The organism is Amycolatopsis nivea (genome assembly GCF_004522235.1).
Taxonomy (GTDB): domain Bacteria; phylum Actinomycetota; class Actinomycetes; order Mycobacteriales; family Pseudonocardiaceae; genus Amycolatopsis; species Amycolatopsis nivea.
Genome location: NZ_SDLT01000021.1, coordinates 67,598 through 93,663 on the forward strand (window position 1 = coordinate 67,598; position 26,066 = coordinate 93,663).

At 70.8% G+C, this 26,066-nt stretch carries 15 protein-coding genes and 1 pseudogene; 13 read left to right on the forward strand and 3 right to left on the reverse strand.

What is annotated here, in order from left to right; all coding sequences use genetic code 11:
* Positions 1–10 precede the first annotated feature (10 nt).
* The 3 genes from glgX (EIZ44_RS23945) to treZ are packed head-to-tail and all read left to right on the forward strand — an operon-like array spanning position 11 to position 6,134.
* Positions 11–2,137 carry a glycogen debranching protein GlgX gene (glgX, locus tag EIZ44_RS23945; protein WP_037815545.1) on the forward strand — a complete coding sequence of 709 codons (2,127 nt, stop codon included), beginning with the start codon at positions 11–13 and terminating at the stop codon, positions 2,135–2,137.
* A complete protein-coding gene (gene treY, locus EIZ44_RS23950) occupies positions 2,134–4,410 on the forward strand; it encodes a malto-oligosyltrehalose synthase (RefSeq protein WP_037815547.1) in 2,277 nt (758 codons plus the stop codon). Before glgX (EIZ44_RS23945) ends, treY begins: the two co-directional genes overlap by 4 nt.
* A complete protein-coding gene (gene treZ, locus EIZ44_RS23955) occupies positions 4,407–6,134 on the forward strand; it encodes a malto-oligosyltrehalose trehalohydrolase (RefSeq protein WP_037815657.1) in 1,728 nt (575 codons plus the stop codon). Before treY ends, treZ begins: the two co-directional genes overlap by 4 nt.
* Here the strand turns inward: treZ and EIZ44_RS23960 are convergent.
* A complete protein-coding gene (locus EIZ44_RS23960; protein WP_037815550.1) occupies positions 6,103–7,071 on the reverse strand; it encodes a helix-turn-helix transcriptional regulator in 969 nt (322 codons plus the stop codon). The genes treZ and EIZ44_RS23960 overlap by 32 nt on opposite strands.
* A gap of 169 nt (positions 7,072–7,240) precedes the next feature.
* On the opposite strand from EIZ44_RS23960, the gene glgX (EIZ44_RS23965) reads away from it, so the two are divergent.
* The 7 genes and pseudogenes from glgX (EIZ44_RS23965) to EIZ44_RS23995 all read left to right on the forward strand — a co-directional run bounded on the left by glgX (EIZ44_RS23965) (position 7,241) and on the right by EIZ44_RS23995 (position 20,133).
* Positions 7,241–9,385 carry a glycogen debranching protein GlgX gene (gene glgX / locus EIZ44_RS23965; RefSeq protein WP_037815552.1) on the forward strand — a complete coding sequence of 715 codons (2,145 nt, stop codon included), beginning with the start codon at positions 7,241–7,243 and terminating at the stop codon, positions 9,383–9,385.
* A gap of 358 nt (positions 9,386–9,743) precedes the next feature.
* Positions 9,744–11,723 (forward strand): alpha-1,4-glucan--maltose-1-phosphate maltosyltransferase, encoded by a 1,980-nt coding sequence (locus tag EIZ44_RS23970; RefSeq protein WP_134731312.1) that lies wholly within the window; start codon positions 9,744–9,746, stop codon positions 11,721–11,723.
* A 90-nt stretch (positions 11,724–11,813) separates the two neighbouring features.
* Positions 11,814–13,607: a maltose alpha-D-glucosyltransferase gene (gene treS / locus EIZ44_RS23975; RefSeq protein ID WP_037815557.1), complete on the forward strand. Its 1,794-nt coding sequence runs from the start codon at positions 11,814–11,816 to the stop codon at positions 13,605–13,607.
* A 46-nt stretch (positions 13,608–13,653) separates the two neighbouring features.
* Positions 13,654–15,021 (forward strand): maltokinase N-terminal cap-like domain-containing protein, encoded by a 1,368-nt coding sequence (locus EIZ44_RS23980; RefSeq protein WP_134668147.1) that lies wholly within the window; start codon positions 13,654–13,656, stop codon positions 15,019–15,021.
* Positions 15,022–15,025: 4 nt separating this feature from the next.
* Positions 15,026–17,227 carry a 1,4-alpha-glucan branching protein GlgB gene (gene glgB, locus EIZ44_RS23985; RefSeq protein ID WP_134731314.1) on the forward strand — a complete coding sequence of 734 codons (2,202 nt, stop codon included), beginning with the start codon at positions 15,026–15,028 and terminating at the stop codon, positions 17,225–17,227.
* A gap of 428 nt (positions 17,228–17,655) precedes the next feature.
* Positions 17,656–18,480 (forward strand): annotated as a pseudogene (locus EIZ44_RS23990) (glycoside hydrolase family 16 protein); the annotation flags it as partial.
* A 201-nt stretch (positions 18,481–18,681) separates the two neighbouring features.
* Positions 18,682–20,133 carry a S1C family serine protease gene (locus EIZ44_RS23995; protein ID WP_037815660.1) on the forward strand — a complete coding sequence of 484 codons (1,452 nt, stop codon included), beginning with the start codon at positions 18,682–18,684 and terminating at the stop codon, positions 20,131–20,133.
* A 29-nt stretch (positions 20,134–20,162) separates the two neighbouring features.
* On the opposite strand, the gene EIZ44_RS24000 is transcribed toward EIZ44_RS23995, so the two are convergent.
* Positions 20,163–20,984: an oxidoreductase gene (locus EIZ44_RS24000; protein ID WP_134731318.1), complete on the reverse strand. Its 822-nt coding sequence runs from the start codon at positions 20,982–20,984 to the stop codon at positions 20,163–20,165.
* A gap of 80 nt (positions 20,985–21,064) precedes the next feature.
* Here EIZ44_RS24000 and EIZ44_RS24005 point away from each other — a divergent pair, with 80 nt between their 5' ends.
* The 3 genes from EIZ44_RS24005 (at position 21,065) to EIZ44_RS24015 (ending at position 24,616) form a co-directional block, all read left to right on the forward strand.
* On the forward strand, positions 21,065–21,589 hold the full coding sequence (locus EIZ44_RS24005) for a MarR family winged helix-turn-helix transcriptional regulator (protein ID WP_134731396.1): 525 nt from the start codon (positions 21,065–21,067) through the stop codon (positions 21,587–21,589).
* A gap of 59 nt (positions 21,590–21,648) precedes the next feature.
* A complete protein-coding gene (locus EIZ44_RS24010) occupies positions 21,649–22,209 on the forward strand; it encodes a cysteine hydrolase family protein (protein ID WP_037815565.1) in 561 nt (186 codons plus the stop codon).
* A gap of 1,270 nt (positions 22,210–23,479) precedes the next feature.
* The gene (locus EIZ44_RS24015) at positions 23,480–24,616 is read left to right on the forward strand and encodes an acyltransferase family protein (protein WP_240691387.1); all 1,137 of its coding nucleotides are present in this window, start codon (positions 23,480–23,482) and stop codon (positions 24,614–24,616) included.
* On the opposite strand, the gene EIZ44_RS24020 is transcribed toward EIZ44_RS24015, so the two are convergent.
* Positions 24,617–25,822, reverse strand: a complete 1,206-nt coding sequence (locus EIZ44_RS24020) for an FAD-dependent monooxygenase (protein WP_205673284.1) — start codon at positions 25,820–25,822, stop codon at positions 24,617–24,619.
* Between the last annotated feature and the right edge of the window lie 244 nt (positions 25,823–26,066).

Sequence of the window (26,066 nt, forward strand, 5' to 3'; positions counted from 1 at the left end):
GAGAAGCCCTGTGCGGCCCTGGCCCGGAAAGCCCTACCCGCTCGGCGCGACCTACGACGGCGTGGGGACGAACTTCGCGCTGTTCTCCGAGGTCGCCGAGCACGTCGATCTCTGCCTGTTCGACGACGAGGGCAACGAAACCCGCGCGCGGCTGGAGGAGGTCGACGGGTTCGTCCACCACGGCTACCTGCTCGGCGTCGGCCCCGGGCAGCGCTACGGATTCCGGGTGCACGGGCCGTACGACCCGAGCCGCGGCCTGCGCTGCAACCCGGGCAAGCTGCTGATCGACCCGTACGCCAAGGCGCTGTCCCGGGGCGTCGACTGGTCCGAGGCGCTGTTCAGCTACCGCTTCGACGACCCGGAACAGCTCAACGAGGACGATTCGGCCGGTCACGTGCCGTACTCGCTCGTGGTGAGCCCGTTCTTCGACTGGGCCAACGACCGCGCGCCGCGGGTGCCCTACCACGAGACGGTCATTTACGAGACGCACGTGCGCGGCATGACGATGACGCACCCGTTCGTCCCCGAGCGGCTGCGCGGCACGTACGCCGGGCTGGCGCACCCGGCGGTGGTCGAGCACCTGCAGAAACTCGGCGTGACCACGGTGGAGCTGATGCCGGTGCACCAGTTCGTGACCGACCACGGCCTCGACGAGAAGGGCCTGCGCAACTACTGGGGCTACAACACGATCGGGTACTTCGCGCCGCATGACGCCTACGCCGCGATGCAGGGCCAGGGCGGGCAGGTGCAGGAGTTCAAGGGCATGGTCCGCGCCCTGCACGAGGCGGGCATCGAGGTCATCCTCGACGTCGTCTACAACCACACCGCCGAGGGCAACCACCTCGGCCCGACGCTGTCCATGCGCGGCATCGACAACGAGGCGTACTACCGCCTGGTCGAGGACGATCCGCAGTACTACATGGACTACACCGGCACCGGGAACTCGCTCAACGTGCGCAGCCCGCACACATTGCAGCTGATCATGGATTCGCTGCGGTACTGGGTGACCGAGATGCACGTGGACGGCTTCCGGTTCGACCTCGCCTCCGCGCTGGCCCGCGAGTTCTACGACGTCGACCGGCTGTCGACGTTCTTCGACCTCGTGCAGCAGGACCCGATCGTGAGCCAGGTGAAGCTGATCGCCGAACCGTGGGACGTCGGGCCCGGCGGCTACCAGGTCGGCAACTTCCCGCCGCTGTGGACGGAATGGAACGGGCAGTACCGCGACACCGTGCGCGACTTCTGGCGCGGCGAACCGTCCACCCTCGGCGAGTTCGCGTCGCGGATCACCGGTTCGTCGGACCTGTACCAGGACGACGGCCGCCGCCCGTTCGCGTCGATCAACTTCGTCACCGCGCACGACGGGTTCACGCTCACCGATCTGGTGTCCTACAACGAAAAGCACAACGAGGCCAACGGCGAGGACAACCGCGACGGCGCGGACGACAACCGGTCGTGGAACTGCGGCGTCGAGGGCCCGACCGACGACGAAGAGGTGCTCGCGCTGCGCGCCCGGCAGCGGCGGAACCTGCTCGCCACGCTGCTGCTGTCGCAAGGCGTGCCGATGCTGCTGCACGGCGACGAACTGGGCCGGACCCAGCAGGGCAACAACAACGCCTACTGCCAGGACACCGAACTGTCCTGGATGGACTGGGAGCTCGCCACGGAGAACGCCGACCTGGTCGAGTTCACCGGCGCGCTCGCCGCGTTCCGCAAGGCGCACCCGGTGTTCCGCCGCCGCCGGTTCTTCCAGGGCAAGCCGGTGCGCAAGGGCGAGGAACTGGGCGACATCGCCTGGTTCACCCCGGCCGGCGAGGAGATGACCGAGCAGAACTGGGACGACGCGTTCGGCAAGTCCGTGGTGATCTTCCTGAACGGGGAAGGGATCCCGGACCTCGACCCGCGCGGGATGCCGGTGGAGGACGATTCGTTCCTGCTCGCGTTCAACGCGCACTGGGAGGACATCGCGATGACGCTGCCGGGCAACGGCTACGGTCGCGAATGGACAGTCGTGGTGGACACCCGGACCGGGGCGGTCGGGGACTGTGGCGTCGAACCGGTCGAAGGCGGCGGCAAGTTCACGCTCGCCGCGCGTTCGCTCGTGGTTCTCCAGCGCACGGCGAAGGAGAGCGAATGAGCACGCCGTCCTCGACGTACCGGGTGCAGTTGCGGCCGGAGTTCGGCTTCGCCGACGCCGCCGCGATCGTGGAGTACCTGCGCGAGCTGGGCGTCGGGGCGTTGTACGGCTCGCCGATGCTCGACGCGACACCCGGGTCGACGCACGGTTACGACGTCACCGATCCGACGCGCGCCCGGGGAGAACTGGGCGGCGAAGAAGCGCGAAAGGCGTTGGCAGCGCGGCTGAAAGACGCCGGGCTCGGGTTCGTCGTGGACATCGTGCCGAACCACATGTCGGTCGAGGTCGCGAAGGCGAACCAGTGGTGGTGGGACGTTCTCCGGAACGGCCGGGAGTCGCCGTACGCGTCGTTCTTCGACATCGACTGGAGCCGCGGCAGGCTGCTGCTGCCGGTGCTCGGCGAGGACAACGACGTGCTGACCGTCGAAGGTGACGAACTCGTCTACTACGACCATCGTTTCCCGATCGCGCCCGGAACCGGCGACGGCACGCCGGCCGAGGTGCACGCGCGCCAGCATTACGAGCTGGTCGGCTGGCGGCGCGGCAACCGGGAGCTGAACTACCGAAGGTTCTTCGACATCACGAACCTGGCCGCGGTCGCCGTCGAGCGGCCGGAGGTGTTCGCCGAAACGCACGGCGAGGTGCTGCGCTGGGTGTCCGACGGCGACGTCACCGGCCTGCGCGTGGACCATCCGGACGGCCTCGCCGACCCCGGCGGCTACTTCCGGCGGCTCCGCGAGGGCGCGCCCGGGGCGTGGCTGGTCGCGGAGAAGATCCTGCACCCGGGCGAGGCGCTGCCGCAGAGCTGGCCGGTCGACGGGACCACCGGATACGACGCGTTGCGCGAGATCACCGGGGTGTTCGTGGACCCGGCCGCCGCGTCGGTGTTCACCCGGCTTGCCGCCGAACAGGGCGTGCGCACCGACTACCACGCGGTCGAGGAGAACGCGCGGAGGTTGGTGACCGACGGCATCCTGGTCGCCGAGGTGCACCGGATCGCGGCGCTGCTGCAAGGCGTGGACGCCGGTGCGGCCCGCGCCGCCGTCGCCGAGGTGATGATCGCGTTCCCGGTCTACCGTTCGTACCTTCCCGAGGGGGCCGGCCACTGGGCGACTGCCGTGGCGCGGGCCCGCAAGCGGCGGCCGGAACTGGCCCCGGCGCTCGACGCGCTCGACAGCCAGGTGCGCGGCGCGCCCGACGGCGAGCTGGCGACGCGGATCCAGCAGACGTCCGGCATGGTCGTCGCGAAGGGCACCGAGGACACGACCTTCTACCGGTTCACCCGGTTCGCCGCACTGAACGAGGTCGGCGGCAACCCGGACCGGTTCGGGCTGAGCACCGGGGAATTCCACCCGCTGGCCGCGGGCCGGGCGGCCGCGGCCCCGGCCACGATGACCACGCTGACCACGCACGACACGAAGCGGTCCGAGGACACCCGCGCCCGGATGGCGGCGCTCTCGGAGGTCGCGGACGAGTTCGCCGTCGCGGTCCGCCGCTGGACGGCCGCGCGCGGGATCGACGAGCCCGCGCTGAATCTCCTGGCCTGGCAGACGCTCGTCGGCGCGTGGCCGATCTCGCCGGAGCGGCTGCGCGACTACCTCGACAAGGCCGCGAAGGAAGCGAAACTCCGCACCTCCTGGACGGAGCACGACGAGGGCTTCGAACGCGCCGTCGCCGAGTGGCCGTCCGCGGTGCTGGACGACGCCGCTTTGGCGGCCGACGTCGAGTCGTTCGTGAAGCGGGTGCGCGGCGCGGGCTGGACGAACTCGCTGGGGCAGAAGCTGCTGCAACTGGCCGGACCCGGCGTGCCGGACGTTTACCAGGGCACCGAGCTGTGGGACTACTCGCTGGTCGACCCGGACAATCGCCGCGAGGTCGACTACGCCGCCCGGCGCGCCCTTCTCGACCGCATCCAGGGCGGCGAACAGCCGGAGATCGACGAGACTGGCGCGGCGAAACTGCTGGTGGTGCACCGCGCGCTGACCCTGCGCCGAGACCGGCCGGAGCTCTTCACCGGATACCGGCCGCTGCAGGCCGAAGGCGTTGCCGCGGAACACCTTCTGGCCTTCGAACGCGGTGCCGGCCTGACCGTCGCGGTCACGCGGCTGCCGCTGGGTCTGGACCGGGCGGGCGGCTGGCGCGACACCGTTCTGCCGCTGCGCGCCGGGGAATGGACCGACGTGCTGACCGGTCGCGGGGTCGGCGATGCCCCGCAGGCGTCCGCGTTGTTCGAGCGGTACCCGGTCGCGCTTCTGGTGCGGGAGGACTCCTGATGTTCCGCGTATGGGCCCTGTCGGCCGAGCGCGTCCGCGTCCGCGTGGACGGAACCGACCACGAGATGACCGCCGCCGGGGACGGGTGGTGGCAGGCCGACGTCACCGGCACCGATTACGCCTTCTTGCTCGGCGACGACGACCGCCCGCTGCCGGACCCGCGTTCGCTGCGCCAGCCGAACGGCGTGCACGAAGCGTCGCGGGTCTACGACCATTCGGCGTTCGAGTGGACCGACCAGTCGTGGACCGGGCGGCAGCTGCCCGGCGGCGTGGTCTACGAACTGCATGTCGGCACCTTCACCGAAGCGGGCACGTTCGACGCGGTCATCGACCGGCTCGGGCACCTGGTCGACCTCGGCGTCACGCACGTCGAACTGCTGCCGGTGAACTCCTTCGACGGCACCGCGGGCTGGGGCTACGACGGCGTCCTGTGGGGCGCGGCGCACGAACCGTACGGCGGTCCCGACGGGCTGAAACGCCTGGTCGACGCGTGTCACGCACGCGGGCTCGCGGTCCTGCTCGACGTCGTCTACAACCACCTCGGCCCGTCCGGCGCTTACCTCGACCGGTTCGGCCCGTACTTCGCCGGCCGCACCGACTGGGGCGCCGGGCTGAACCTCGACGGCCCGGGTTCCGACGAAGTCCGCCGCTATGTCATCGACAACGCGCTGGGCTGGCTGCGCGACTTCCACTTCGACGGCCTCCGCCTGGACGCCGTGCACGCGCTGGTCGACAACCGCGCCGTGCACCTGCTGGAGGAACTGTCCGCCGAGGTCGACGCGCTCTCGGCGGCCCTGAACCGCCCGCTGACGCTGATCGCCGAGTCCGACCAGAACGACCCCAAGCTCGTCACGACGCGCGACGCCGGCGGCTACGGCCTGCACGCGCAGTGGTCCGACGACCTGCACCACGCGCTGCACGTCCGGCTCACCGGCGAAACCACCGGCTACTACACCGATTTCGCCGAGCCCGGCGCGCTGGCCAAGACCCTGCGGGAGGCATTTTTCCACGCCGGGACCTGGTCGTCGTTCCGCTCGCGCGTCCACGGCCGCCCGCTGGACCGGCGCGTCGCCCCCGGCCACCGGTTCCTGGCGTATTTGCAGGACCACGACCAGATCGGCAACCGCGCGACCGGCGACCGGCTGTCCGCGACCGTTTCGCCCGGTCTGCTCGCCTGCGGCGCGGCGGTGGTGTTCTGCTCGCCGTTCACGCCGATGCTGTTCATGGGGGAGGAGTGGGCCGCGGAGACGCCGTGGCAGTTCTTCGCGTCGTTCCCGGACCCGGAACTGGCCGAGGCCGTCCGCACCGGCCGCCGCCGCGAGTTCGCCCGGCACGGCTGGGGCGAAACGGACGTTCCCGACCCGATGGACCCGGCCACCGTCGCCCGCTCGCGGCTCGACTGGACCGAACCGGGCAAACCGGGCCACCGGGAAATCCTCGGCCTGTACCGGACGCTGATCCGCCTCCGCCGCACGCATCCGGAGCTGACCGATCCGCGGCTGGACCGCGTCGTGGTGGAGACCCCGCCGGACGATGCGTGGCTGATACTGCACCGGGGCACGCTGCGCCTGGCGTGCAACTTCGGAGCGAAGCCGGTCGAGGTTCCGGTGGCGGGGGAGGTGCTGGCTTCGTGGGGCAACCCCGAGGTCGGCGACGCGACGGTGCTGCCCGCGGAGTCGTTCGTGCTGGTCGCTACCCGGTGTAGCCCTGCAGCATCTTCGTGAGCGTCTCGGCCATCCGGTCGCGAAGCTCTTGCGGCGCAACCACTTCCGCCAACGGACCGAGCCGCAGCAGGTCGTGCACGGCTTGGTCGGGCTGCTCGACCGGAACGATCACCCGAGTCCACCCGTCCGCTTCGACAACGCCGCCCGCAGCCGCGCGGGCAACCGCAGGTTCGGCGAGCTGCGGCAGGAGTCGCATCCCTTCCGGCGACACCCGCAGTACCGCCTCGCCACGGTGCCGGCGGGCGTCGAAATCGTCGAGGTACTCCGACCAGTAGCCGCCCAGATCGAACCCCTCGGCCCGGTCGAAGGTCTCGTCCAGCATCGCCGCCTCGACGATCCGCGCCACCCGGTAAGTCCGGAACTCGCCGGAATGCCGGGCGACCAGGTACCAGTGCCCGGCCTTGAGCACCACACCGTGCGGCTCGACGGTCCGGGCGACTTCGCGGGGCGCGGCCCAGCGCTGATACCGGATCCGGACGCGCCGCTGCTGCCACGCCGCGTCCGAGACCGTCGGCAGCTGCGGCGTGGCCTCCCTGTCGTGGTACCAGGACGCCGCGTCCAGATGGAACCGCTCGCGGACCCGGTCGGCGTGGGACCGCAGTTCGGCCGGGAGCGCGGCCAGCAGTTTGCGCTCCGTGTTCGCCGCGACCGGCCCCAGCCCCAGCCCGGAAGCCGCGGCGGGCAGCCCGGTGAGGAAGAGCGCCTCGGCTTCTTGCCTGGTCAGACCGGTCAGCTGGGTGCGGTACCCGTCGACCAGCCGGTATCCGCCGTCGTGGCCGGGCTCGCCGTACACCGGGATCCCGGCGGCGCTCAACGCCTCGATGTCGCGGTAGACCGTGCGCGGCGAGACCTCCAGCCGGGCGGCCAGTTCGGCGGCGGTCCTCGGCTGGCGGGCCTGCAGCAGCAACAGGAGGGAGACGAGCCGGCTCGCGCGCATGCGGCCAGCATGCCCCGGTCCACTGACAGAACCTGTCAGGGATCCCGAGGGCACGCCCGGCGCGAACCCCTACTGCCGCCGCTGTCGGCCCAGGTCATCACCCCTGCTCCGGGCAAGTTCAGCCAAGCGCCGGAGCCCGTCGCCGCCGAGGGTTTGAAAGGATCGGCGCATGGCACAGCGACCCGCATCCGACAACCAGGTCCTCGCCGGACGTCCGTTCCCGCTCGGCGCCCACCCGGAGGCGGGCGGCGTCCGGTTCGCGGTGACGTCCGCCGTCGCCGACGCGGTCGAGGTGTGCCTCATCGGCGACGACGGTTCCGAGCGGCGGATCGAACTGACCGAACGCACGTTCGGCGTCTGGCACGGGCTCGTCCCGGGCGTCACCGTCGGTCAGCACTACGGCTACCGCGTGCACGGCCCGTACGACCCGGCGCACGGCTACCGCTGCAACCCGGCCAAGCTCCTCGTCGACCCGTACGCGCGCCGGATCGACGGCAAGCTCGCCAGCCTGCACGCCGCGCAGGGCTTCACCGGGGACCCCGAGCGCGGTCCGATGTCCACTGTGGACTCGCTGGGGGCGGTGCCGCTGTCGGTCGTCGCCTCGCCGGGCGGGCAGGACACCGGGGTCAAGCCCGAGGTGCCGTTCGAGGAGTCGGTGATCTGCGAACTGCACGTGAAGGGGTTCACCCAGCAGCATCCCTTCATCCCGGAAGCGCTGCGCGGCACGTACCTCGGCCTCGCGCACCCGGTCGCGATCGAGCACCTGACCCGGCTCGGCGTGACGACCGTCGAACTGCTGCCGGTGCACGCGTTCGCCGACGAGCCCGCGCTGATCCGCTCGGGGCGGCACAACTACTGGGGCTACTCGCCGCTGGGCTACTTCGCGCCGCACGCGGGCTACGCGAGCGAACCGGGCCGCGAGATCGAGGAATTCCGCACGATGGTGGCGGCCCTGCACGCGGCAGGCATCGAGGTGCTGCTCGACGTCGTCTTCAACCACACCTGCGAGGGCGGCCCGGACGGCCCGACGCTCTCGCTGCGCGGCCTCGACGCCCCGGCGTACTACCTGCACACCCGCCGCGGGCACATGGCCGACCTCACCGGCTGCGGCAACACCCTCGACGCCGGTTCGCCGACGGTCGTCCGGCTGGTCACCGATTCGCTGCGGTACTGGACGCAGGAGATGGGCGTCGACGGGTTCCGCTTCGACCTGGCGAGCACGCTCGGCCGGCCGCGCGGCGAGATGTTCGACCGCGAGTCGACGATGCTGACCGCGATCACCACCGACCCGGTGCTGTCGCGCTGCAAGCTGATCGCCGAACCGTGGGACGCGACCGGCGAGGGCTACCGCGTCGGCGACTTCGGCGCGCAGTGGGCCGAGTGGAACGGCCGCTACCGCGACACCGTCCGCGACTTCTGGCGCGGCGCGACCGGCGTGCGGGACCTCGCGTACCGGCTGTCCGGCTCGTCCGATCTGTACGACCACAACCTGCGCCGCCCGTGGCAGTCGATCAACTTCGTCACCGCGCACGACGGCTTCACGCTGCGGGACCTGGTGTCCTACAACGAAAAGCACAACGAGGCCAACGGCGAGGACAACCGCGACGGCACGAACGACAACCGCTCGTGGAACCACGGCGCGGAGGGCGAGACCGACGACGCGGCGATCGTCGCGCTGCGCACTCGCCAGGCGCGCAACCTGTTCGCGACGCTGCTGCTGTCCACCGGGACCCCGATGTTCACCGCGGGCGACGAGATGTGGCGGACCCAGCACGGCAACAACAACGCCTACTGCCTCGACGACGAAACGTCGTGGGTCGACTGGACCCCGACCGAGGCGTCGGAGCCGATGCTCGACTTCGCCCGCCGCGTGGTCCGGCTGCGCGCGCACAGCCCGGCCTTGCGGCAGCCGGAGTTCTTCGAGGGCCGCACCACGGTCACCGGCAAGCCCGATCTTGTCTGGTTCCGCCCGGACGGCGAGGAATTCGACGAGATCGACTGGTTCGACGAGGACCGCCGCACGCTCTGCATGTGGATCGACGGGTCGAACAGCCAGGCGCGCAACCGCGAGGGCGCGCTCGTCACCGACCACTCGTGGCTGCTGGTGCTGCACGCGGGCGCGGAACCGGCGGAGATCGTGCTGCCCGGACCGGAGTACGGCGAGACTTTCAAGCCCACTTTGGACACCAGCACCGCCGACGGCACCCCGGCCAGCCCGGGAGTGCTGGAGCCGAAGGCGCGGATCACGGTCGAGGCGCGGTCGCTGCTGTTGCTGCGCGCGCCGCGGGACACGGTGGAGATCCCGCAGCTGTAAGGAGACCGAGTCCGAGAAGTCCGGGCGCTTCGCGTGATCGCCGCGGGCGTCATGGGGCATCCTGACTGCAGTCAGCCGCCGCCGAGAAACCGTCACCCGGACATCCGCACCGATACTCACCGGTAATCACCGGAACGCGCCGCCGATTGTTAACGCAATTCGGCGAGCGTGTTGCGGGCGGGGGACGGGAATGCGTCCGGGAGTTCCGCCGAATGGGGGCGTTTCGCCCGACCGGGTGGCGGGAAAATCAGAAAAAGGCCCCGCTGTCAACGGCTTTGGAGGAATCAGGCACACTGACCGTGCTCGCGGAAGCACACTCCGACCACCCTCCCACCCACCGTGAAAAAGGGGCATCGCCATGACCGGCAGGCTCGGGATCGACGACGTCGCACCCATTGTCAGCTGCGGCCGGTATCCGGCCAAAGCCGTTGCGGGCGAACATTTCCCCGTCACCGCCACGGTCTGGCGGGAGGGCCACGACGCGGTCGCCGCGACGGTCGCCTGGCGCGGTCCGGGCGACCGCGCCGCGCGCCAGACGCGGATGGCCGAGCAGGGCCGCGGGCTCGACCGGTTCGGCGCGGTGATCGTGCCCGACGCCGAGGGCATGTGGACCTACCGGGTGGACGCGTGGAGCGATCCGTGGGCCACCTGGGAGCACGCGGTCGAGGTGAAGATCGCCGCCGGGCAGGGGCCGGGGGAGCTCGCGAACGACCTGGAAAGCGGGGCGCTGCTGCTCGACCGCGTGTCCCGCCGCCCGGAGCGCCGGGCCGAGCGCCCGCTGCTCGCCGGGGCCGCGGCCGCGCTGCGCGACGACGAACGCGATCTCGCCGAGCGCGTCGGGCCCGCGCTCTCGCCCGAGGTCCGCCAGCTCATGCACGACTTCCCGGTGCGCGAGCTGATCACCAAGGGCCGCGTGCTGAAGCTGTGGGTCGACCGCAAACGCGCCGCTTTCGGTTCCTGGTACGAATTCTTCCCCCGCTCCACCGGCGGGGTCGACGCGCTGGGCCGCGCGGTGCACGGCACCTTCGCCACCGCCGAGCGCGAACTGGACCGCGTCGCGGGCATGGGTTTCGACGTCGTCTACCTGCCGCCGGTGCACCCCATCGGCCGGGTGAACCGCAAGGGCCCCAACAACACTCTCGACGCGACGCCGGACGACGTCGGCTCGCCGTGGGCGATCGGCGCGGACGAGGGCGGGCACGACGCGATCCACCCGGAGCTCGGCACGATCGAGGATTTCGACGCGTTCGTGGCGCGCGCGGAGGAGCTCGGCCTCGAGGTCGCGCTCGACCTCGCGCTGCAGGCCGCGCCGGACCACCCCTGGGTCGTCAAGTACCCGGAGTTCTTCACCACCCGCCCGGACGGCACCATCGCGTACGCGGAGAACCCGCCGAAGAAGTACCAGGACATCTACCCGGTCAACTTCGACAACGACCCGCGCGGCATCTACGACGAGGTGCTGCGCGTCGTGCTGCACTGGGTGTCGCACGGGGTGCGGATCTTCCGGGTCGACAATCCGCACACCAAGCCGCCGGACTTCTGGGCGTGGCTGATCCAGTCGGTGAAGGACGCGCATCCGGACGTGCTGTTCCTCGCCGAGGCGTTCACCCGCCCGGCCCGGCTGTGGGGACTCGCGAAGCTCGGTTTCACCCAGAGCTACACGTATTTCACCTGGCGCACCACGAAAGAAGAGCTCACCGAGTTCGGCACCGACCTCGTCGAGCACTGGGACCACGGCCGGCCGAACCTGTTCGTCAACACTCCGGACATCCTGCACGAATCGCTGCAGCACGGCGGTCCCGGCATGTTCGCGCTGCGCGCCGCGCTCGCCGCGACGATGTCGCCGACCTGGGGCGTGTACTCCGGCTACGAGCTGTTCGAATCCGAGGCGGTGCGCCCGGGCAGCGAGGAGTACCTCGACTCCGAGAAGTACCAGCTGCGCCCGCGCGATTTCGCCCGCGCGCTCGCCGAGGGCCGTTCGCTGGAACCGTGGCTGACCCGGCTCAACGCCGTCCGCCGTGCGCATCCGGCGCTGCAGGGCATGCGGTCGCTGCGCTTCCACCACATCGACAACGACGCGCTGCTCGCTTACTCCAAACAGGACCCGGCGACCGGCGACACGGTCGTCGCGATCGTGAACCTCGACCCGCACAACGCGCGAGAGGGCACGCTCTGGCTCGACCTGCCCGCGCTCGGCTTCGACTGGACCGAGCGGCTCATCGCGCACGACGAGGTCACCGGCGAGACGTGGGACTGGGGCCAGGCGAACTTCGTCCGGCTCGAACCGTGGCGGGCGGTGGCGCACATCGTGGCGCTGCGCCGCAGGCTCGCGGCCTGACGCCGCGGCCGCTCCGACCCCCGTGGTTATCCCGGAGCCGAACGGGATAACCACTACTCAGCACACGCGACTCACGACAAGGTGGAACGGATGGACGAGGAGAGCCGGCCCGGCGCCGCGGCGGGACTGGCGGACGTGCCGCACACGGGGGAGGCGGTGACCGCCGACGGCCTGCTGGTCGAACCGCAGGCGGACGACTTCGCGCACGCGCACGCGGCGCCGAAGGACCCCGAATGGTTCAAGAGCGCGGTGTTCTACGAGGTGCTGGTGCGCGCCTTCGCCGATTCGAACGGCGACGGCACCGGCGACCTGCGCGGCCTGGCGGGCAGGCTGGACTACCTCGCCTGGCTCGGGGTGGACTGCCTGTGGCTGCCGCCGTTCTACGCCTCGCCGCTGCGCGACGGCGGCTACGACATCAGCGATTTCCGGGCCGTGCTGCCGGAATTCGGCAGTGTCGAGGACTTCGTGTACCTGCTCGACGAGGCGCACCGGCGCGGCATCCGGGTGATCACCGACCTGGTGCTCAACCACACCTCGGACGCGCATCCGTGGTTCCAGCAGTCGCGCTCGGACCCGGACGGCCCCTACGGCGACTACTACGTGTGGAGCGACGACGATTCCCGCTACGCCGACGCGCGGATCATCTTCGTCGACACCGAAACGTCGAACTGGACCTACGACCCGGTGCGCGGCCAGTTCTACTGGCACCGGTTCTTCACCCACCAGCCGGACCTGAACTACGAGAACCCGGCCGTGCAGGACGCGATGATCGACGTGCTGCGGTTCTGGCTCGACATCGGCATCGACGGCTTCCGCCTCGACGCCGTGCCCTACCTGTTCGAACAGGAAGGCACCAACTGCGAGAACCTGCCGCGCACGCACGATTTCCTCAAGCGGTGCCGGAAAGTCGTCGACGACGAGTACCCCGGCCGGATCCTGCTGGCCGAGGCGAACCAGTGGCCCAGCGACGTGGTCGAGTACTTCGGCGACGCGGAGTCCGGCGGCGACGAATGCCACATGGCGTTCCACTTCCCGCTGATGCCGCGGATCTTCATGGCGGTGCGCCGGGAGTCGCGGTTCCCGATCTCGGAGATCCTGCTGCAGACGCCGCAGATCCCGTCCGGCACGCAGTGGGGCATCTTCCTGCGCAACCACGACGAGCTGACGCTCGAGATGGTCAGCGACGAAGAGCGCGACTACATGTACTCCGAATACGCCAAAGACCCGCGGATGAAGGCCAACATCGGCATCCGCCGCAGGCTCGCCCCGCTGCTGGACAACGACCGCAACCAGCAGGAGCTGTTCACCGCGCTGCTGCTGTCGCTGCCCGGCTCGCCGGTGCTCTACTACGGCGACGAGATCGGGATGGGCGACAACATCTGGCTCGGCGACCGCGACGCCGTCCGCACCCCGATGCAGTGGACCCCGGACCGCAACGCCGGGTTCTCCACCTGCGACCCCGGCCGGATCTACCTGCCGGTGATCATGGACCCGGTGTACGGGCACCAGGCGCTGAACGTCGAGGCGCAGGCCGACAACGCGGCGTCGCTGCTGAACTGGACGCGCCGGATGATCGAGGTCCGCAAACAGCACCACGCGTTCGGCCAGGGCGATTTCACCGACCTCGGCGGCTCGAACCCCAGCGTGCTCGCCTACCAGCGCCGGTGGCTGCGCCCGGACGGCCGCGAGGACGTCGTGGTGTGCGTCAACAACCTGTCCCGTTTCCCGCAGCCGGTGGAACTGGACCTGTCCGCGCACCAGGGCGCGACGCCGGTCGAGCTGACCGGCGGGGTGCGCTTCCCGGACATCGGCGAGCTGCCGTACCTGCTCACGCTGCCCGGCCACGGGTTCTACTGGTTCCAGCTGCTCGAGCCGGAAGAATGAGGTGAGTCCGCTGTCGCCCCACGGTTCCCCGCCTGACCTGTCCGCACTGTCCGAACCGCCCGAGCTGTCCGGGGCGCTGGCCGCCCTGCTGCCGGACTGGCTGCCCGCGCAGCGCTGGTTCGCGGGCAAGGACCGGCCGGTCGACGAGGTCCGCCCGGCGAGCCTCACCGTGCTGGCGGGCCCGGATCCGCTGCTGGTGCACGCGGTCGTCGACGTGGTGCAGGGCGACCGGACCGAGCCGTACCAGCTGCTGGTCGGCCGCCGGTCCGGGGTTCCCGAGGTGGCGTCGGCGGCGCTGCTCGGCGAGCGGTTCTACGAGGCGAGCGGCGACGCGGACCTCACCGCGGGGCTGCTGGACCGGATGGCGGCTGGCGGGTCCGCCGGGACGCTGCGGTTCGCCGCGGAACCGGACGCGACGCTCGAACCCGGGCTGCGCTCGCGGCCGATCACCGCGGAGCAGAGCAACACTTCGCTCGTCTACGGCGGGCAGTACATCCTCAAGCTGTTCCGCAAGCTCAGCCCGGGACTGAACAAGGACCTGCTGCTGCACCGCGCGCTGCAAAGCGCGGGCTGCAAGCACGTGGCGCGCGTGGTCGGCTCGATCTCCGGCGAACTGCACGGCGAACCCGCGACGATGGGGATGCTGCAGGAGTTCCTGCCGGACGCGGTCGACGGCTGGGCGATGGCGACCACGAGCGTCCGGGACCTGCTGGCCGATCCGGACCAGCCCGCGGCCGAGGCGGGCGGCGACTTCGCCGGGGAGTCCGAGCGGCTCGGCGCCGCGGTGGCCGAGGTGCACGCGGACCTCGCGACCGCGCTGGGCACCGAGCCCGCGGACGGCGACGAGCTGGACCGCACGGTGCGCGCGATGACCGAACGGCTCGACCAGGTGTCCGAGGCGGTCCCGGAGCTGGCGGTGCACGCGCCCGCGCTGCGCGAGGTGTTCGAGGCCGTGCGCGCGCACGAGGCGCCGATCTCGCTGCAGTACATCCACGGCGATCTGCACTTGGGCCAGGTGCTGCGTACCGTCAACGGATGGCTGTTGCTGGACTTCGAAGGCGAACCGGCCGCCCCGGTCGCGGAACGGCACGCGCTGCGCTCGCCGCTGCGCGACGTCGCGGGCATGCTCCGGTCCTTCGACTACGCGGCGCACCAGCGGCTCGTCGGGCAGCCCGAGAACGCGGACGTGACCCGGCACGCGATGGAATGGGCCCGCCGCAACCGCGCCGCGTTCTGCGCCGGGTACGCGCGCGCCGGCGGCCCGGTCGGCGACCCGCTGGAGCATGTGGACCTGCTTCGCGCCTTTGAACTGGACAAAGCGGTGTACGAGGTCGCCTACGAGCACGCGAACCGGCCGGACTGGCTGAGCGTGCCGCTGGCGGCGATCGCCCGCAGCACCGACGGAAGCGAGTGACCCCGTGAACGCTGTCCCCGCGGATCTGCCCTCGGCGGCCCCGTCTCCGCTCGACATCGACCGGCTGCTGGCGGGCGAGCACCACGACCCGCATTCGGTGCTCGGCGTGCACACCGCCGGCGGCGACATCGTCGTGCGCGCGCTGCGCCCGGGCGCGACGTCGGTGTCGGTCGTCGCGGGCGAGCGCCGCGTTCCGCTGGACCGCGTGGCGGACGCGCTGTTCGCCGCGACGCTGCCGGAGCACCCGGGCGACTACCGGATCGAAGTCGGCTACGACAACCACACTGTCGTCACCGACGACCCGTACCGCTGGCTGCCGACGGTGGGGGAGCTGGACCAGCACCTCATCGGCGAAGGACGGCACGAACGGCTGTGGGACGTGCTCGGCGCGCACGTGCGCCGGTACGACACCCCGAACGGCGTCGTCGAGGGCGTGTCCTTCGCGGTGTGGGCGCCGACCGCGCGCGGCGTGCGGGTGATCGGCGACTTCAACGCGTGGGAGGGCCGCGGCCACCCGATGCGCTCGCTCGGGTCCTCGGGCGTGTGGGAGCTGTTCGTGCCCGGCGTGCCGGTCGGCAGCTGCTACAAGTTCCGCATCCTCGGCGCGGACGGGCACTGGCACGAGAAGGCCGACCCGATGGCGTTCGCCACCGAGGTGCCGCCCGCGACCGCGTCGAAGGTGACCGAATCGGAGTACACCTGGGGCGACGGCGACTGGGTCGCCCGGCGCGAGGCGACCGACTGGGCGGACGCGCCGATGAGCGTGTACGAGGTGCACCTCGGCTCGTGGCGGCCCGGGCTCGGCTACCGCGAACTGGCCGACCAACTGGCCGACTACGTCGAGGAAACCGGCTTCACCCACGTCGAATTCCTGCCGGTGGCCGAGCATCCGTTCGGCGGCTCGTGGGGCTACCAGGTCACCTCCTACTACGCGCCGACGTCGCGCTTCGGTTCGCCGGACGACTTCCGGTACCTCGTCGACCACCTGCACCAGCGCGGCATCGGCGTGCTCGTCGACTGGGTCCCCGCGCATTTCCCGCGCGACATCTGGGCGCTTGCGCGGTTCGACGGCAGCCCGCTGTACGAGCACGAGGACCCGCGCCGCGGCGAGCAGCCGGACTGGGGCACGCTCGTGTTCAACTTCGGCCGCAACGAGGTGCGCAACTTCCTCGTCGCGAACGCGCTGTTCTGGCTGGAGGAGTTCCACCTCGACGGCCTGCGCGTGGACGCGGTCGCCTCGATGCTGTACCTCGACTACTCGCGCAAGGACGGCGAGTGGCTGCCGAACGAATACGGCGGCCGGGAAAACCTCGACGCGGTCCGGTTTCTGCAGGAGCTGAACGCGACTGTCTACAAGCGACACCCGGGCGTCGTGATGGTCGCCGAGGAATCCACCGCCTGGCCCGGCGTCACCCGTCCGACGCATCTCGGCGGCCTGGGATTCGGCTTCAAGTGGAACATGGGGTGGATGCACGACACGCTCCGCTACCTGTCGCACGAGCCGATCCACCGGGCGTACCACCACAACGAGATGACCTTCTCGCTCGTGTACGCGTGGAGCGAGAATTTCGTGCTGCCGCTGTCGCACGACGAAGTGGTGCACGGCAAGGGTTCGCTGTGGGAACGGATGCCGGGCGACGACTGGAACAAGGCCGCCGGGCTGCGCTCGCTGCTGGCGTTCATGTGGGCGCATCCGGGCAAGCAGCTGCTGTTCATGGGCGGCGAATTCGGCCAGCCGCGCGAATGGTCGGAGTCGCGGTCGCTGGACTGGCACCTGCTGGAAACCCCGCTGCACCGCGGAGTGCGCGACCTGATCCGGCAGCTGAACGCGATCTACCGGGACACCGCCGCGCTGTTCAGCGGCGACGTCCGGCCCGACGGCTTCCGCTGGATCGACGCGAACGACTCGGCCGGGAACGTGCTGAGCTTCCTGCGCCTGGGCGCGGACGGCTCGCGGCTGGCCTGCATCGCGAACTTCGCCGGAGTGCCGCACCACGACTACCGGGTGGGCCTCCCGGCGGCGGGCCGGTGGACCGAGGTGCTGAACACGGACGCGGAGTCGTTCGGCGGATCCGGGGTCGGGAACCTGGGCGCGGTGGAGGCGACCGAGGAGCCGTGGCACGGCCAGCCCGCGTCGGCGGTGCTGCAACTGCCGCCGAGCGGGGTGCTGTGGCTGCTGGAGGAGCGTCCGTCCGTCGAGGAGTGACCCTTTCGGCCCACTGCCGCTGGTCGTGAGGTGGCCCTGCGTGAGGGTGGCCCTCACGCACGGCGGCGGGTCGTGAGGGGAACCCTGGGGGAGTCAGCGTCTGTGAGGGTGGCCCTCACGGACGGCGGCGGCGGGTCGTGAGGGGAACCCTGGGGGGAATCAGCGTCCGTGAAGGTGGCCCTCACGGATCTCGCCGAGACCGGCCCAGCGCGCCAGCCCGGTTTCGGCCCGGACCGGTGCCGGTTGCCCGTCCATCCCTCCCGGATTGCCCGGAATTCCTCCCGTCAGCGCCTTTCGCCGGTCGCGGTCGGAAAATGACCCACGCGACGTCTTGCCGGTGAAGGCGCTGGTGGGCATACTTTGTTGCCATCCACAACAAACCCGGGGTGGCGCCGCCAGGCCGCCCCTCGAGTGATTGAGGGATGACAATGACGTCCACGCCCACCTCCTCCCGCTGGCGGCGGCTCGCGATCCCCGCGGCGCTCGCCCTCGCCGGCGCGGTCGCGCTGACGCCCGCGGGGCACGCCGCCCCCGCCGCCGCCCCGGCCGCCGGGTTCTCCGACGATTTCGACGGCCCGGCGGGTTCGCCCGCCGACGGCAGCAAGTGGACCTACGAAACCGGCGACAACAACGGCAACAACCACGAACGGCAGTGGTACACCGCGGGCGCGGCGAACGGCGCGCTCGACGGCCAAGGCCACCTCGTGATCACCGCGAAGAAAGAGAATTCCGGCAACACCTGCTGGTACGGCGCGTGCCAGTACACCTCGGCGCGGCTGAACACGTCCGGCAAATTCAGCCAGGCGTACGGGCACATGGAAGTGCGGATGAAACTGCCGCGCGGGCAAGGGATGTGGCCGGCGTTCTGGATGCTCGGCGGCGGGCAATGGCCGGACGACGGCGAGATCGACGTCATGGAGAACATCGGCAAGGAGCCGAACACCGTGCACGGCACGATCCACGGCCCCGGCTACTCGGGTGCGGGCGGCATCGGCGCGGCGTTCAACGGCCCGAATTTCTCCGACGACTTCCACACCTACGCGGTCGACTGGTCGCCGAACAAGATCGTCTGGCTGGTCGACGGGCAGGCCTACCAGACCCGCACCCCGGCGGACCTCAACGGCAAGAAATGGGTGTACGACCACCCGTTCTTCCTGATCCTCAACCTCGCGGTGGGCGGCGACTGGCCGGGCGACCCGGACGGCAGCACGCAGTTCCCGCAACAGCTGGTGGTCGACTACGTGCACGTGAGCTGACCACCCTCGCCGCCGGAACCACGGCGGCGCGGAGAAGGCGCGGTCTCCGCGGGCCCCGTCCGGCTCTTCCCGAGCCGGGCGGGGCTTTTCCGTGCCCGGTTCCGGGTACACAGCTTCCGCACGGATCACGGCAAGGAAAATCTCAGGTAGCGGGTGTTTGCTGAGCTGGCGGAGGGTGACGAGACGCGGGAGCGGACGATGAACGAGCAGGAGCGCGGCGGGCACGACCAGGGACAGCCCGGCTACGGCGGGCAGGCGCATCCTTATTCGCCGGGGCAGCCGTACCAGCAGGGCTGGGCACAGCAGCAGGCTTGGGGCACTCCGCCGCCCGGCGCGTACGGTCCCCAGCCGGGCGGCCAGTACGCCGGTCAGCCTTATCCGACGCAGCAGCTGCCGCGGCATCGTGCACCACACCCGTTGCGGACCGCGGCCGTCACGGTCGGCGCGATCGTGGTGGCGGTCGCCGTCGGGCTCGGGGTCGGGCATTTCGTGTGGACGCCGTCCGCGCCGTCCGGCGTGTCCGGGAACCAGAACTTCGGCTCGATCGGCAACCAGACCAACCCGTCGAACACGGCGATCGACCCGCAGGCGATCGCGAAGAAGGTCAGCGCGGGCATCGTCAACATCAACACCGAGCTGGGCTACCAGGGCGCGGCCGCGGCGGGCACCGGCATCGTGCTCACCTCCGACGGCGAGGTGCTCACGAACAACCACGTCGTCGAGGGCGCGACCAGCATCAAGGTCACCGACATCGGCAACGGCCAGACGTACACCGCCTCCGTGCTCGGCTACGACCGCAGCCACGACGTCGCGGTGCTCAAGCTGGCCGGCGCGTCCGGGCTGGCGACGGAGACGCTCGGCGATTCGTCGTCGGTGAAGGTCGGCGACGCGGTTGTCGGCCTCGGCAACGCGGGCGGTGCCGGGGGAGCGCCGATCCCGGCCGGCGGGCGGGTGACCGCGCTGAACCAGTCGATCACCGCGTCGGACGAATCGAACAGCTCGTCCGAGAAGCTGCAGGGCCTGATCCAGGTCGACGCGAACATCCAGTCCGGCGATTCCGGCGGCCCGCTCGTGAACGCGCAGGGCCAGGTCGTCGGCGTGGACACCGCGGCGTCGGCCGGGTACCAGTTCAACGGCGGCGGACGGCGCGGCCACGGCGGGCTCGGCAACGGCTTCCCCGGCGACAACTCCCAGGGCTCCCAAGGCGGCTCGCAGGGCTCCCCGGGCGACTCGCAGGGCGACGGCTCCCAGGGTTCGAGCGGGAACGAGGGCTACGCGATCCCGATCAACCAGGCGATCTCCCTCGCCCACCAGATCGTCGGCGGCACCGGCTCCGACACCGTCCACATCGGAAAGAGCGCGTTCCTCGGCGTGACCGTCAGCGATGCCGGACAGCAGCAACAGCAGGGCGGAACCGGTTCGGGCGCGGTGATCCAGCAGGTCGTCCCCGACGGCGCGGCCGCGAAGGCCGGCTTGGCCGCCGGCGACGTGATCACCGCGGTGGACGGCAAAGCAGTCGACTCGCCCACCGCGCTGACCACCCTGATGGACCAGCACCACCCCGGCGACAAGCTGACGGTGACCGTCGTCGGCCAGACCGGTCAGCAGCAGGATGTCACCGTCGTGCCCGCCGAGGGCCCCGTGGGCTGACTCGCCGGCGGTCCGGACGGCTGGATCGATCAGTCGTCCGGATACCGCGTGTCGAGCGAAACCTCCTCCCACGCCGCGAGATCGGCGAGCTGCTGCTCGAGCTTCGCCCGGATCCGGGTCACCGCCTCGGGCCCGAGCGGCAGCCGCAGCGGCGCGTCCGGGGTGTCGACCAGTTTGAGAATGGCCTCGGCGGCCTTCGCCGGATCGTTCGGCTGCGCGCCGTCCTGCGCGGAAAACCGTTGGCGCATCACGCCTGCCGGGGTGTCGCGGTAATCGTCGATGGGCTCGGAGAACGTCATCGACCGCCCGGCGAAGTCCGTCCGGAACGGCCCCGGTTCCACCAGGCTCACCCGGATCCCCAGCGGCGCGACCTCCCCGGCGAGCGCCTCGGACATCCCTTCGAGCGCGAACTTCGACGTCGCGTACAGCGCGTGCCCCGGGTTCCCGACGACTCCGCCGACCGACGACAACTGCACGATGTGCCCGCTGCGCTGCGCCCGCAGATGCGGCAGCACCGCACGCGTGACGTTGAGGACGCCGAACACGTTGGTCTCGAGGACCTGCCGGGCCTGCTCGTCGGTCAGTTCTTCAAGCGCCCCGACCAGCCCGTGCCCGGCGTTGTTGACCAGCACGTCGATCCGCCCGTACTCGGCGATCGCCGCGCTCACCGCCGCTTCCACCGACGCCGGATCAGTGACGTCCAGCCGGGCCGTGAACGTCTTCAGGTCTTCGAGCACACTCGTGTCGCGAGCCGTGGCCACGACCTTTTCCCCGCGCGCCAGCACGGTTTCCGTGAGCACGCGGCCGAATCCGCTGCTCGCTCCCGTGATGAACCAGACGCGTCCGGACATTGCGGACCTCCCCAGGACCAGTTACTTTGATACTCAAATCAAACTACCTTGAGTATCGAGGGAGTGTCCAGTTGGACTCAGTGGGGGCGGGCCTGCCCGAGTGGCTGGCCGTGATGCCCGACGGCGTGGACGAGCAGGTCGAAGCGGCCCGCCAGCGGATCGGACGGCTGTCGCGGCAGTTCGAGCAGGTGCTGCGCGGGGTCGCGGAGGAATACGGCTTCAGCGTGGGGGATTGGCAGGCATTGTCGGCGTTGCACCGCTCCGGTCGCGCGGCCGTCCTCACGCCCAAGGAACTGGCCGACCGCCTGGGCGTCACCTCGGGAACCGTCACGGTCCGCGTCGACCGCCTGGAACGAGCCGGCTTGGTAGAACGTGTCGCCGCGTCCTCGGACGGCCGGAGCCGTCCCGTCCGCCTGACCCGCAAAGGCCGCGCCCGCTGGGCCGCCGCCACCCGGAAACGCACCGAACGGGAACGGTCTCTGTTCAACGCGGTCCTGAACGAGGCCGACCTGTCCGACCTGAACGCTCTCCTCTCCCGCCTGCTGACCCGCTTCGAAACCGAGTTCGGCCCGTCCTCCCAGCACGATGCCCTCCGCCCCGAGTGACAGTTTTTTGTCGGTGGGCGGCGCTAGCGTGAGCGGTACCTGACTGGAGGGAAGATCCGATGACCACTCTCGACAACCGGCCGAACACCGCACTGCTAGTCGTCGACGTCCAGAACGGCGTCGTCGAGGACTCGCACGAACGAGACAACGTCGTGGCGAACGTGGCCGCACTGGTGGACAAGGCCCGGGAGGCCGAGGTTCCCGTGGTGTGGGTCCAGCACAACGGCGAAGGCTTGGCTAAGGGAAGCCCGGAATGGGGCCTGGTCCCGGAACTGACGCCGTCGCCGTCCGAGCCCTTGGTGGAGAAGACGTACGGAGATTCCTTCGAAGACACCACCCTGGAGTCGATCCTCGCCGAGTTGCGGATCGGACACCTGGTGGTCAGCGGAGCCCAAACGGACGCCTGCATCCGCTCCACCCTGCACGGCGCCTTCGTCCGCGGCTACGACGCGACCTTGGTGAGCGACGCCCACACCACGGGCGACCGCACGAAGTGGGGCGCGCCGCCGCCCGCGCAGGTCATCGCGCACACCAACTTGTATTGGACCCACCAAACCGCCCCCGGCCGGACTGCGGGCACTGTCGCCACGAAGGAGGTCGCCTTCAAGCCTGGCGCGTGAGACCGGCGGGGATCCTGGAAGGTTGCCGCGGGGCGGAGTCTTTCGCGTCCGGCACGTGGGACCGGCGGGCTGCGGGCTGGAACTGTCGTCCGGAGCCGGAGCAGCCCTGGTCGCGAGAGGTCACGGCTCGGAGCGTGAGACCGTCTACGGGAGCTGGAGGCGGAGGGACTCGAACATCATCCAGCCCGGGTCAGCCGATCTGCACGGGGGAGCGCGAGCCGAACCCACAAGGCGGAGAGCCGGGACCGGCGGATCGTCCGTGCCGGGCGGCGCGCGACGTCTCGCACGCGGAGCGTGCGCTGGCCGATTGCGTTCGCGGGGTGAGCTCGGTTGGCGGGCTGCGGCTGGCCGGTTGCGTTCGCGGGGCGGACTCGGTTGGCGGGCTGCGGCTGGCCGGTTGCGTTCGCGGGGCGGACTCGGTTGGCGGGCTGCGGCTGGCCGGTTGCGTTCGCGGGGTGAGCTCGGTTGGCGGGCTGCGGCTGGCCGGTTGCGTTCGCGGCGTGAGCTCGGTCGGCAGGCCGCGGCTGGTCGGGCGCATGCNCGTGAGCTCGGTCGGCAGGCCGCGGCTGGTCGGGCGCATGCGCGGGGTGGGCTCGGCTGGCGCGCGACGGCTGGCCGGTTGCAGTTGCGGGGCGGACTCGGTCGGCGGGTTGCGGGTGGCCGGGCGCATTCGCAGGGCGCGCCTGGCTCGGTGTCGGGCGGCGGGCTGCGACCGGCCGAGCGGGTCTGCGAGTTGAGCCTGGCTGGAGGGCCGGAGCAGGTCGGAGCGGAAGCCAGCTTGCCCGGTCGAACCGGGCCGGTCGTCCCGGTTCAGCGGAATGCCGGAGCGGGCCGTCGTACGGCGAGGGCGGCATCCCGCAAGTGACCCCAGCGCTCAACCCCGCGGTGCGCTCGAATCGTCATGCGGTCCGTGGCGCCCGGTCATGCTCGTGCGACACGAACAAGACCGATTCAGTCGCACCGCCGATCCATCCCCAACCCCGCCAACCGCACAGTGCACGGAAACCAAGCAAGCATTTGTCCGTCACATCCAACGAGTCAATCCCGCTTGCTCGCAACCGAAACCCTCTCACTCACCGGAACCCGACAACCCCGAGCCGCCCCTCCCCTCGCGAGCCGACCGAGCCGGAAACCCCTCTGCCACCACGGCTTTCCCCGCCAGACTCCCCGCCCGAAGACCACGAACCCGCGCCCTGTACCGGAAATGCCCGCCCGCCATGCCCCAGGGTCCCTCCGCACCGTGCGAAGCCGACCAGTTACGGTGGCGTGCGTGTCCTCGTTCCGTCCGGTGAGCGTGTCTTCGGGGAACCGGCGGATCAGCTGGGACCTCGTGCGCGGTGGGTGCGTCGTGCTGGTGCTGCTGTACCACGCGACCTTCATGAGCGTCGTCGTGCATCCCGAGCTCGGGCCGCGGCGGTTCGTGTTCCCGCATCAGATCGGGGCGAGCCTGCTGCTCGTGATTTCCGCGTACTTCGCCGCCGTCACGATCGGGCGCGGGTCGCTCGGCCGGTACTGGTGGGGGCGGATCGCGCGGTTGCTGCCGCCGTTTCTCGCCGCCGTCGTCGTGATCTACTTCGCGCTGCGGTACCTGTCGCCGCCCGCCTGGTTCAGCCCGCGGTTCGGCGACCTCGTCGGCAACCTGCTGATGCTCTGGAACTGGAAACCCGCCGTCTACCCCTTCCTCGACGGCTCCCACTGGACGATTCCCCTCCAGCTCATGGCGTTCACCGTCGCCGCGCTGCTCTACCGCGGCAGCTGGGGGCACGGCCGCAAGTTCCGCGTCGTCATGTGGGCCGCCCTGCTCGTCCCGCTCGCGCAGTGGCCGCTGCGCATCTCCGGTCCGCCCGAGTGGTACCGGGTCGTCGTCGACGGCTTCGGATTCCACCGCTGGCACCTGTTCGTCGCCGGCATCGCGGTCTGGCTCTGGACCAAAAAACGGGTGTCCACGACCGAATTCGTGCTGCTGGAAGTCCTCTGCGTCACCGCGCACGCCCTGCACGGCGCGGCCGTCACCCCGGCCGGGATCGACGTCGAATGGGGCTCGACGCTCGGCATCGCGACCGGGATCGCGGTGATCTCGCTGGCCGCGGCGGGCCCGGACTGGAACCGGTTCCTCCCGGCCTTCGTCCAGCGCGCGATCACCTGGTTCGCGGGGATCTCCTACGGCGTCTTCCTGATCCACCAGGCCATCGGCTACCTCGTGCTGCACTGGCTGTCCGGCTTCGGCGTCGACCCGCTGCTGCAGACCGCCGCCATGATCACCACCGGCGTCGTCCTCGGCTGGGCCCTCACCCGCCTGGTCGAACGCCCCGCCCACCGCTTCCTCATGCGCGGCTACGACACCTGGACCGCCCGGCGCCGGCCCGGCGACGAACCAGTCCCAGTCACCGCGGGACCCCGCGCCTGATCAGGTCCGCAGGCTAGGCCCGGAGTCCGGCACCCCGGCATAGTCGGGCAGTTCGACGCCGTTGATCGCGCGATCGATCAGCGCGGTCAACGCCTCCATATCCGGCTCCGGTGCCGGTTCGGCGTCCGGCCGCGGGACGGCGCGGCTCTCCGCGTGCAACCGGCCGATCTCCTGGTTGGCCTCGACGAACGAGCGCATCCGGGCCTCGTACCCAGCGAACCCGACCCCGGGATCCCACTGGGCGGCAGCCAGTTCTCCGGCGAGCAGATAGGCGCCGACCAGAGCCAGCCCGGTGCCCGCACCGGACATCGGCGACGAGCTGTACGCCGCGTCGCCGATCAGCCCCACCCGGCCGTCCGACCAGCGGTCCATCACCACCTGGGCGACCTGGTCGAGGTAAAAGTCCGGGGTGTCGTCCAGGTGCGTGAGAATGCGCGGCGCGAGCCAGCCCAGCCCGGCCGTCTGCTCGCGCAGCAGGCGTTTCTGTCCCTCGACATCGCGGTAATCGACGTCGAATCCGGCCGCGGGGAAGGTGAACATGGCCATCGCCCTCGTGGCGTCCCGGATCGGCCGCAGACCGACGGCCCGCGCGGACGCCTGGTCCTGGTACTCGATGAACCAGCGGTCCAGCCCGAACTCGTTGGGCACGCTGTAGAAGGCCAGCACGAGCCCGAGATGCCGGACGAACTTCTCGCGCGGCCCGAATACCGCCGCGCGCAGTGCCGAGTGCAGCCCGTCCGCCCCGATCACCAGGTCGAAGCGCCGCTGCCCGCCGCTCGCGAAGGTGACGTCGACGCCGTCCGCGTCCTGGACGAGATCGGCGATCCGGTCGCCGAAGACGTACTCGACGCCGTCGCGGGTGTCGTCGTAAAAGACCTGGGACAGGTCTCCCCGCAGGATCTCGATTTCCGCGATGTACCCGTCGCCGCCGTCGTCGTCGGCGCGGTAGGTCTCCAGCACGTTCCCGTCGACGTCCACGGTGTGCGCACCCGCGGTGTCCGTGCGGGCCGCGCGCACCGCCTCGTCCAGCCCCATCCGCCGGATGACCTCCTTGGCCACCCCGCGCGCATCGACCGCCTGACCGCCGGGACGCAAGCCAGGAGCCCGCTCCACCACGGTCACCTCGGCTCCCCGCCGACGCAGCCAATGGGCCAACGCAGGCCCCGCGATGCTCGCTCCGGCCACCAACACCCTGCTACCGCTCACCGCGGCCCCCCTCGCCTCCGGATGACGGTGGGGAGTCTACGGCGAGCGACGCCCGCGCAGGCGCTCCGCAGCCATCGAGGGCGGATGGCCGGGTGCCGCGATCGAGGGCCGACACGGGGTTGCCAGCCGCGAAGGTGCCAACCGGCGAAGTTGTGCCAGACGGCTCCAGGCTGAGAGGGAGCGAGCCCGCGAAGATGCGAGCCTGCGAAGGCGTCGGGGCGCGAAGAAGGTGCGAGCCCGCATG

Bases quoted from the DNA above. Each gene is read 5' to 3' on its own strand.
- treY (WP_037815547.1), top strand. From the start codon at position 2,134: ATGAGCACGCCGTCCTCGACGTACCGGGTGCAGTTGCGGCCGGAGTTC.
- EIZ44_RS23960 (WP_037815550.1), bottom strand. From the start codon at position 7,071: ATGCGCGCGAGCCGGCTCGTCTCCCTCCTGTTGCTGCTGCAGGCCCGC.
- glgX (WP_037815552.1), top strand. From the start codon at position 7,241: ATGGCACAGCGACCCGCATCCGACAACCAGGTCCTCGCCGGACGTCCG.
- EIZ44_RS23970 (WP_134731312.1), top strand. From the start codon at position 9,744: ATGACCGGCAGGCTCGGGATCGACGACGTCGCACCCATTGTCAGCTGC.
- treS (WP_037815557.1), top strand. From the start codon at position 11,814: ATGGACGAGGAGAGCCGGCCCGGCGCCGCGGCGGGACTGGCGGACGTG.
- EIZ44_RS23995 (WP_037815660.1), top strand. From the start codon at position 18,682: ATGAACGAGCAGGAGCGCGGCGGGCACGACCAGGGACAGCCCGGCTAC.
- EIZ44_RS24000 (WP_134731318.1), bottom strand. From the start codon at position 20,984: ATGTCCGGACGCGTCTGGTTCATCACGGGAGCGAGCAGCGGATTCGGC.
- EIZ44_RS24010 (WP_037815565.1), top strand. From the start codon at position 21,649: ATGACCACTCTCGACAACCGGCCGAACACCGCACTGCTAGTCGTCGAC.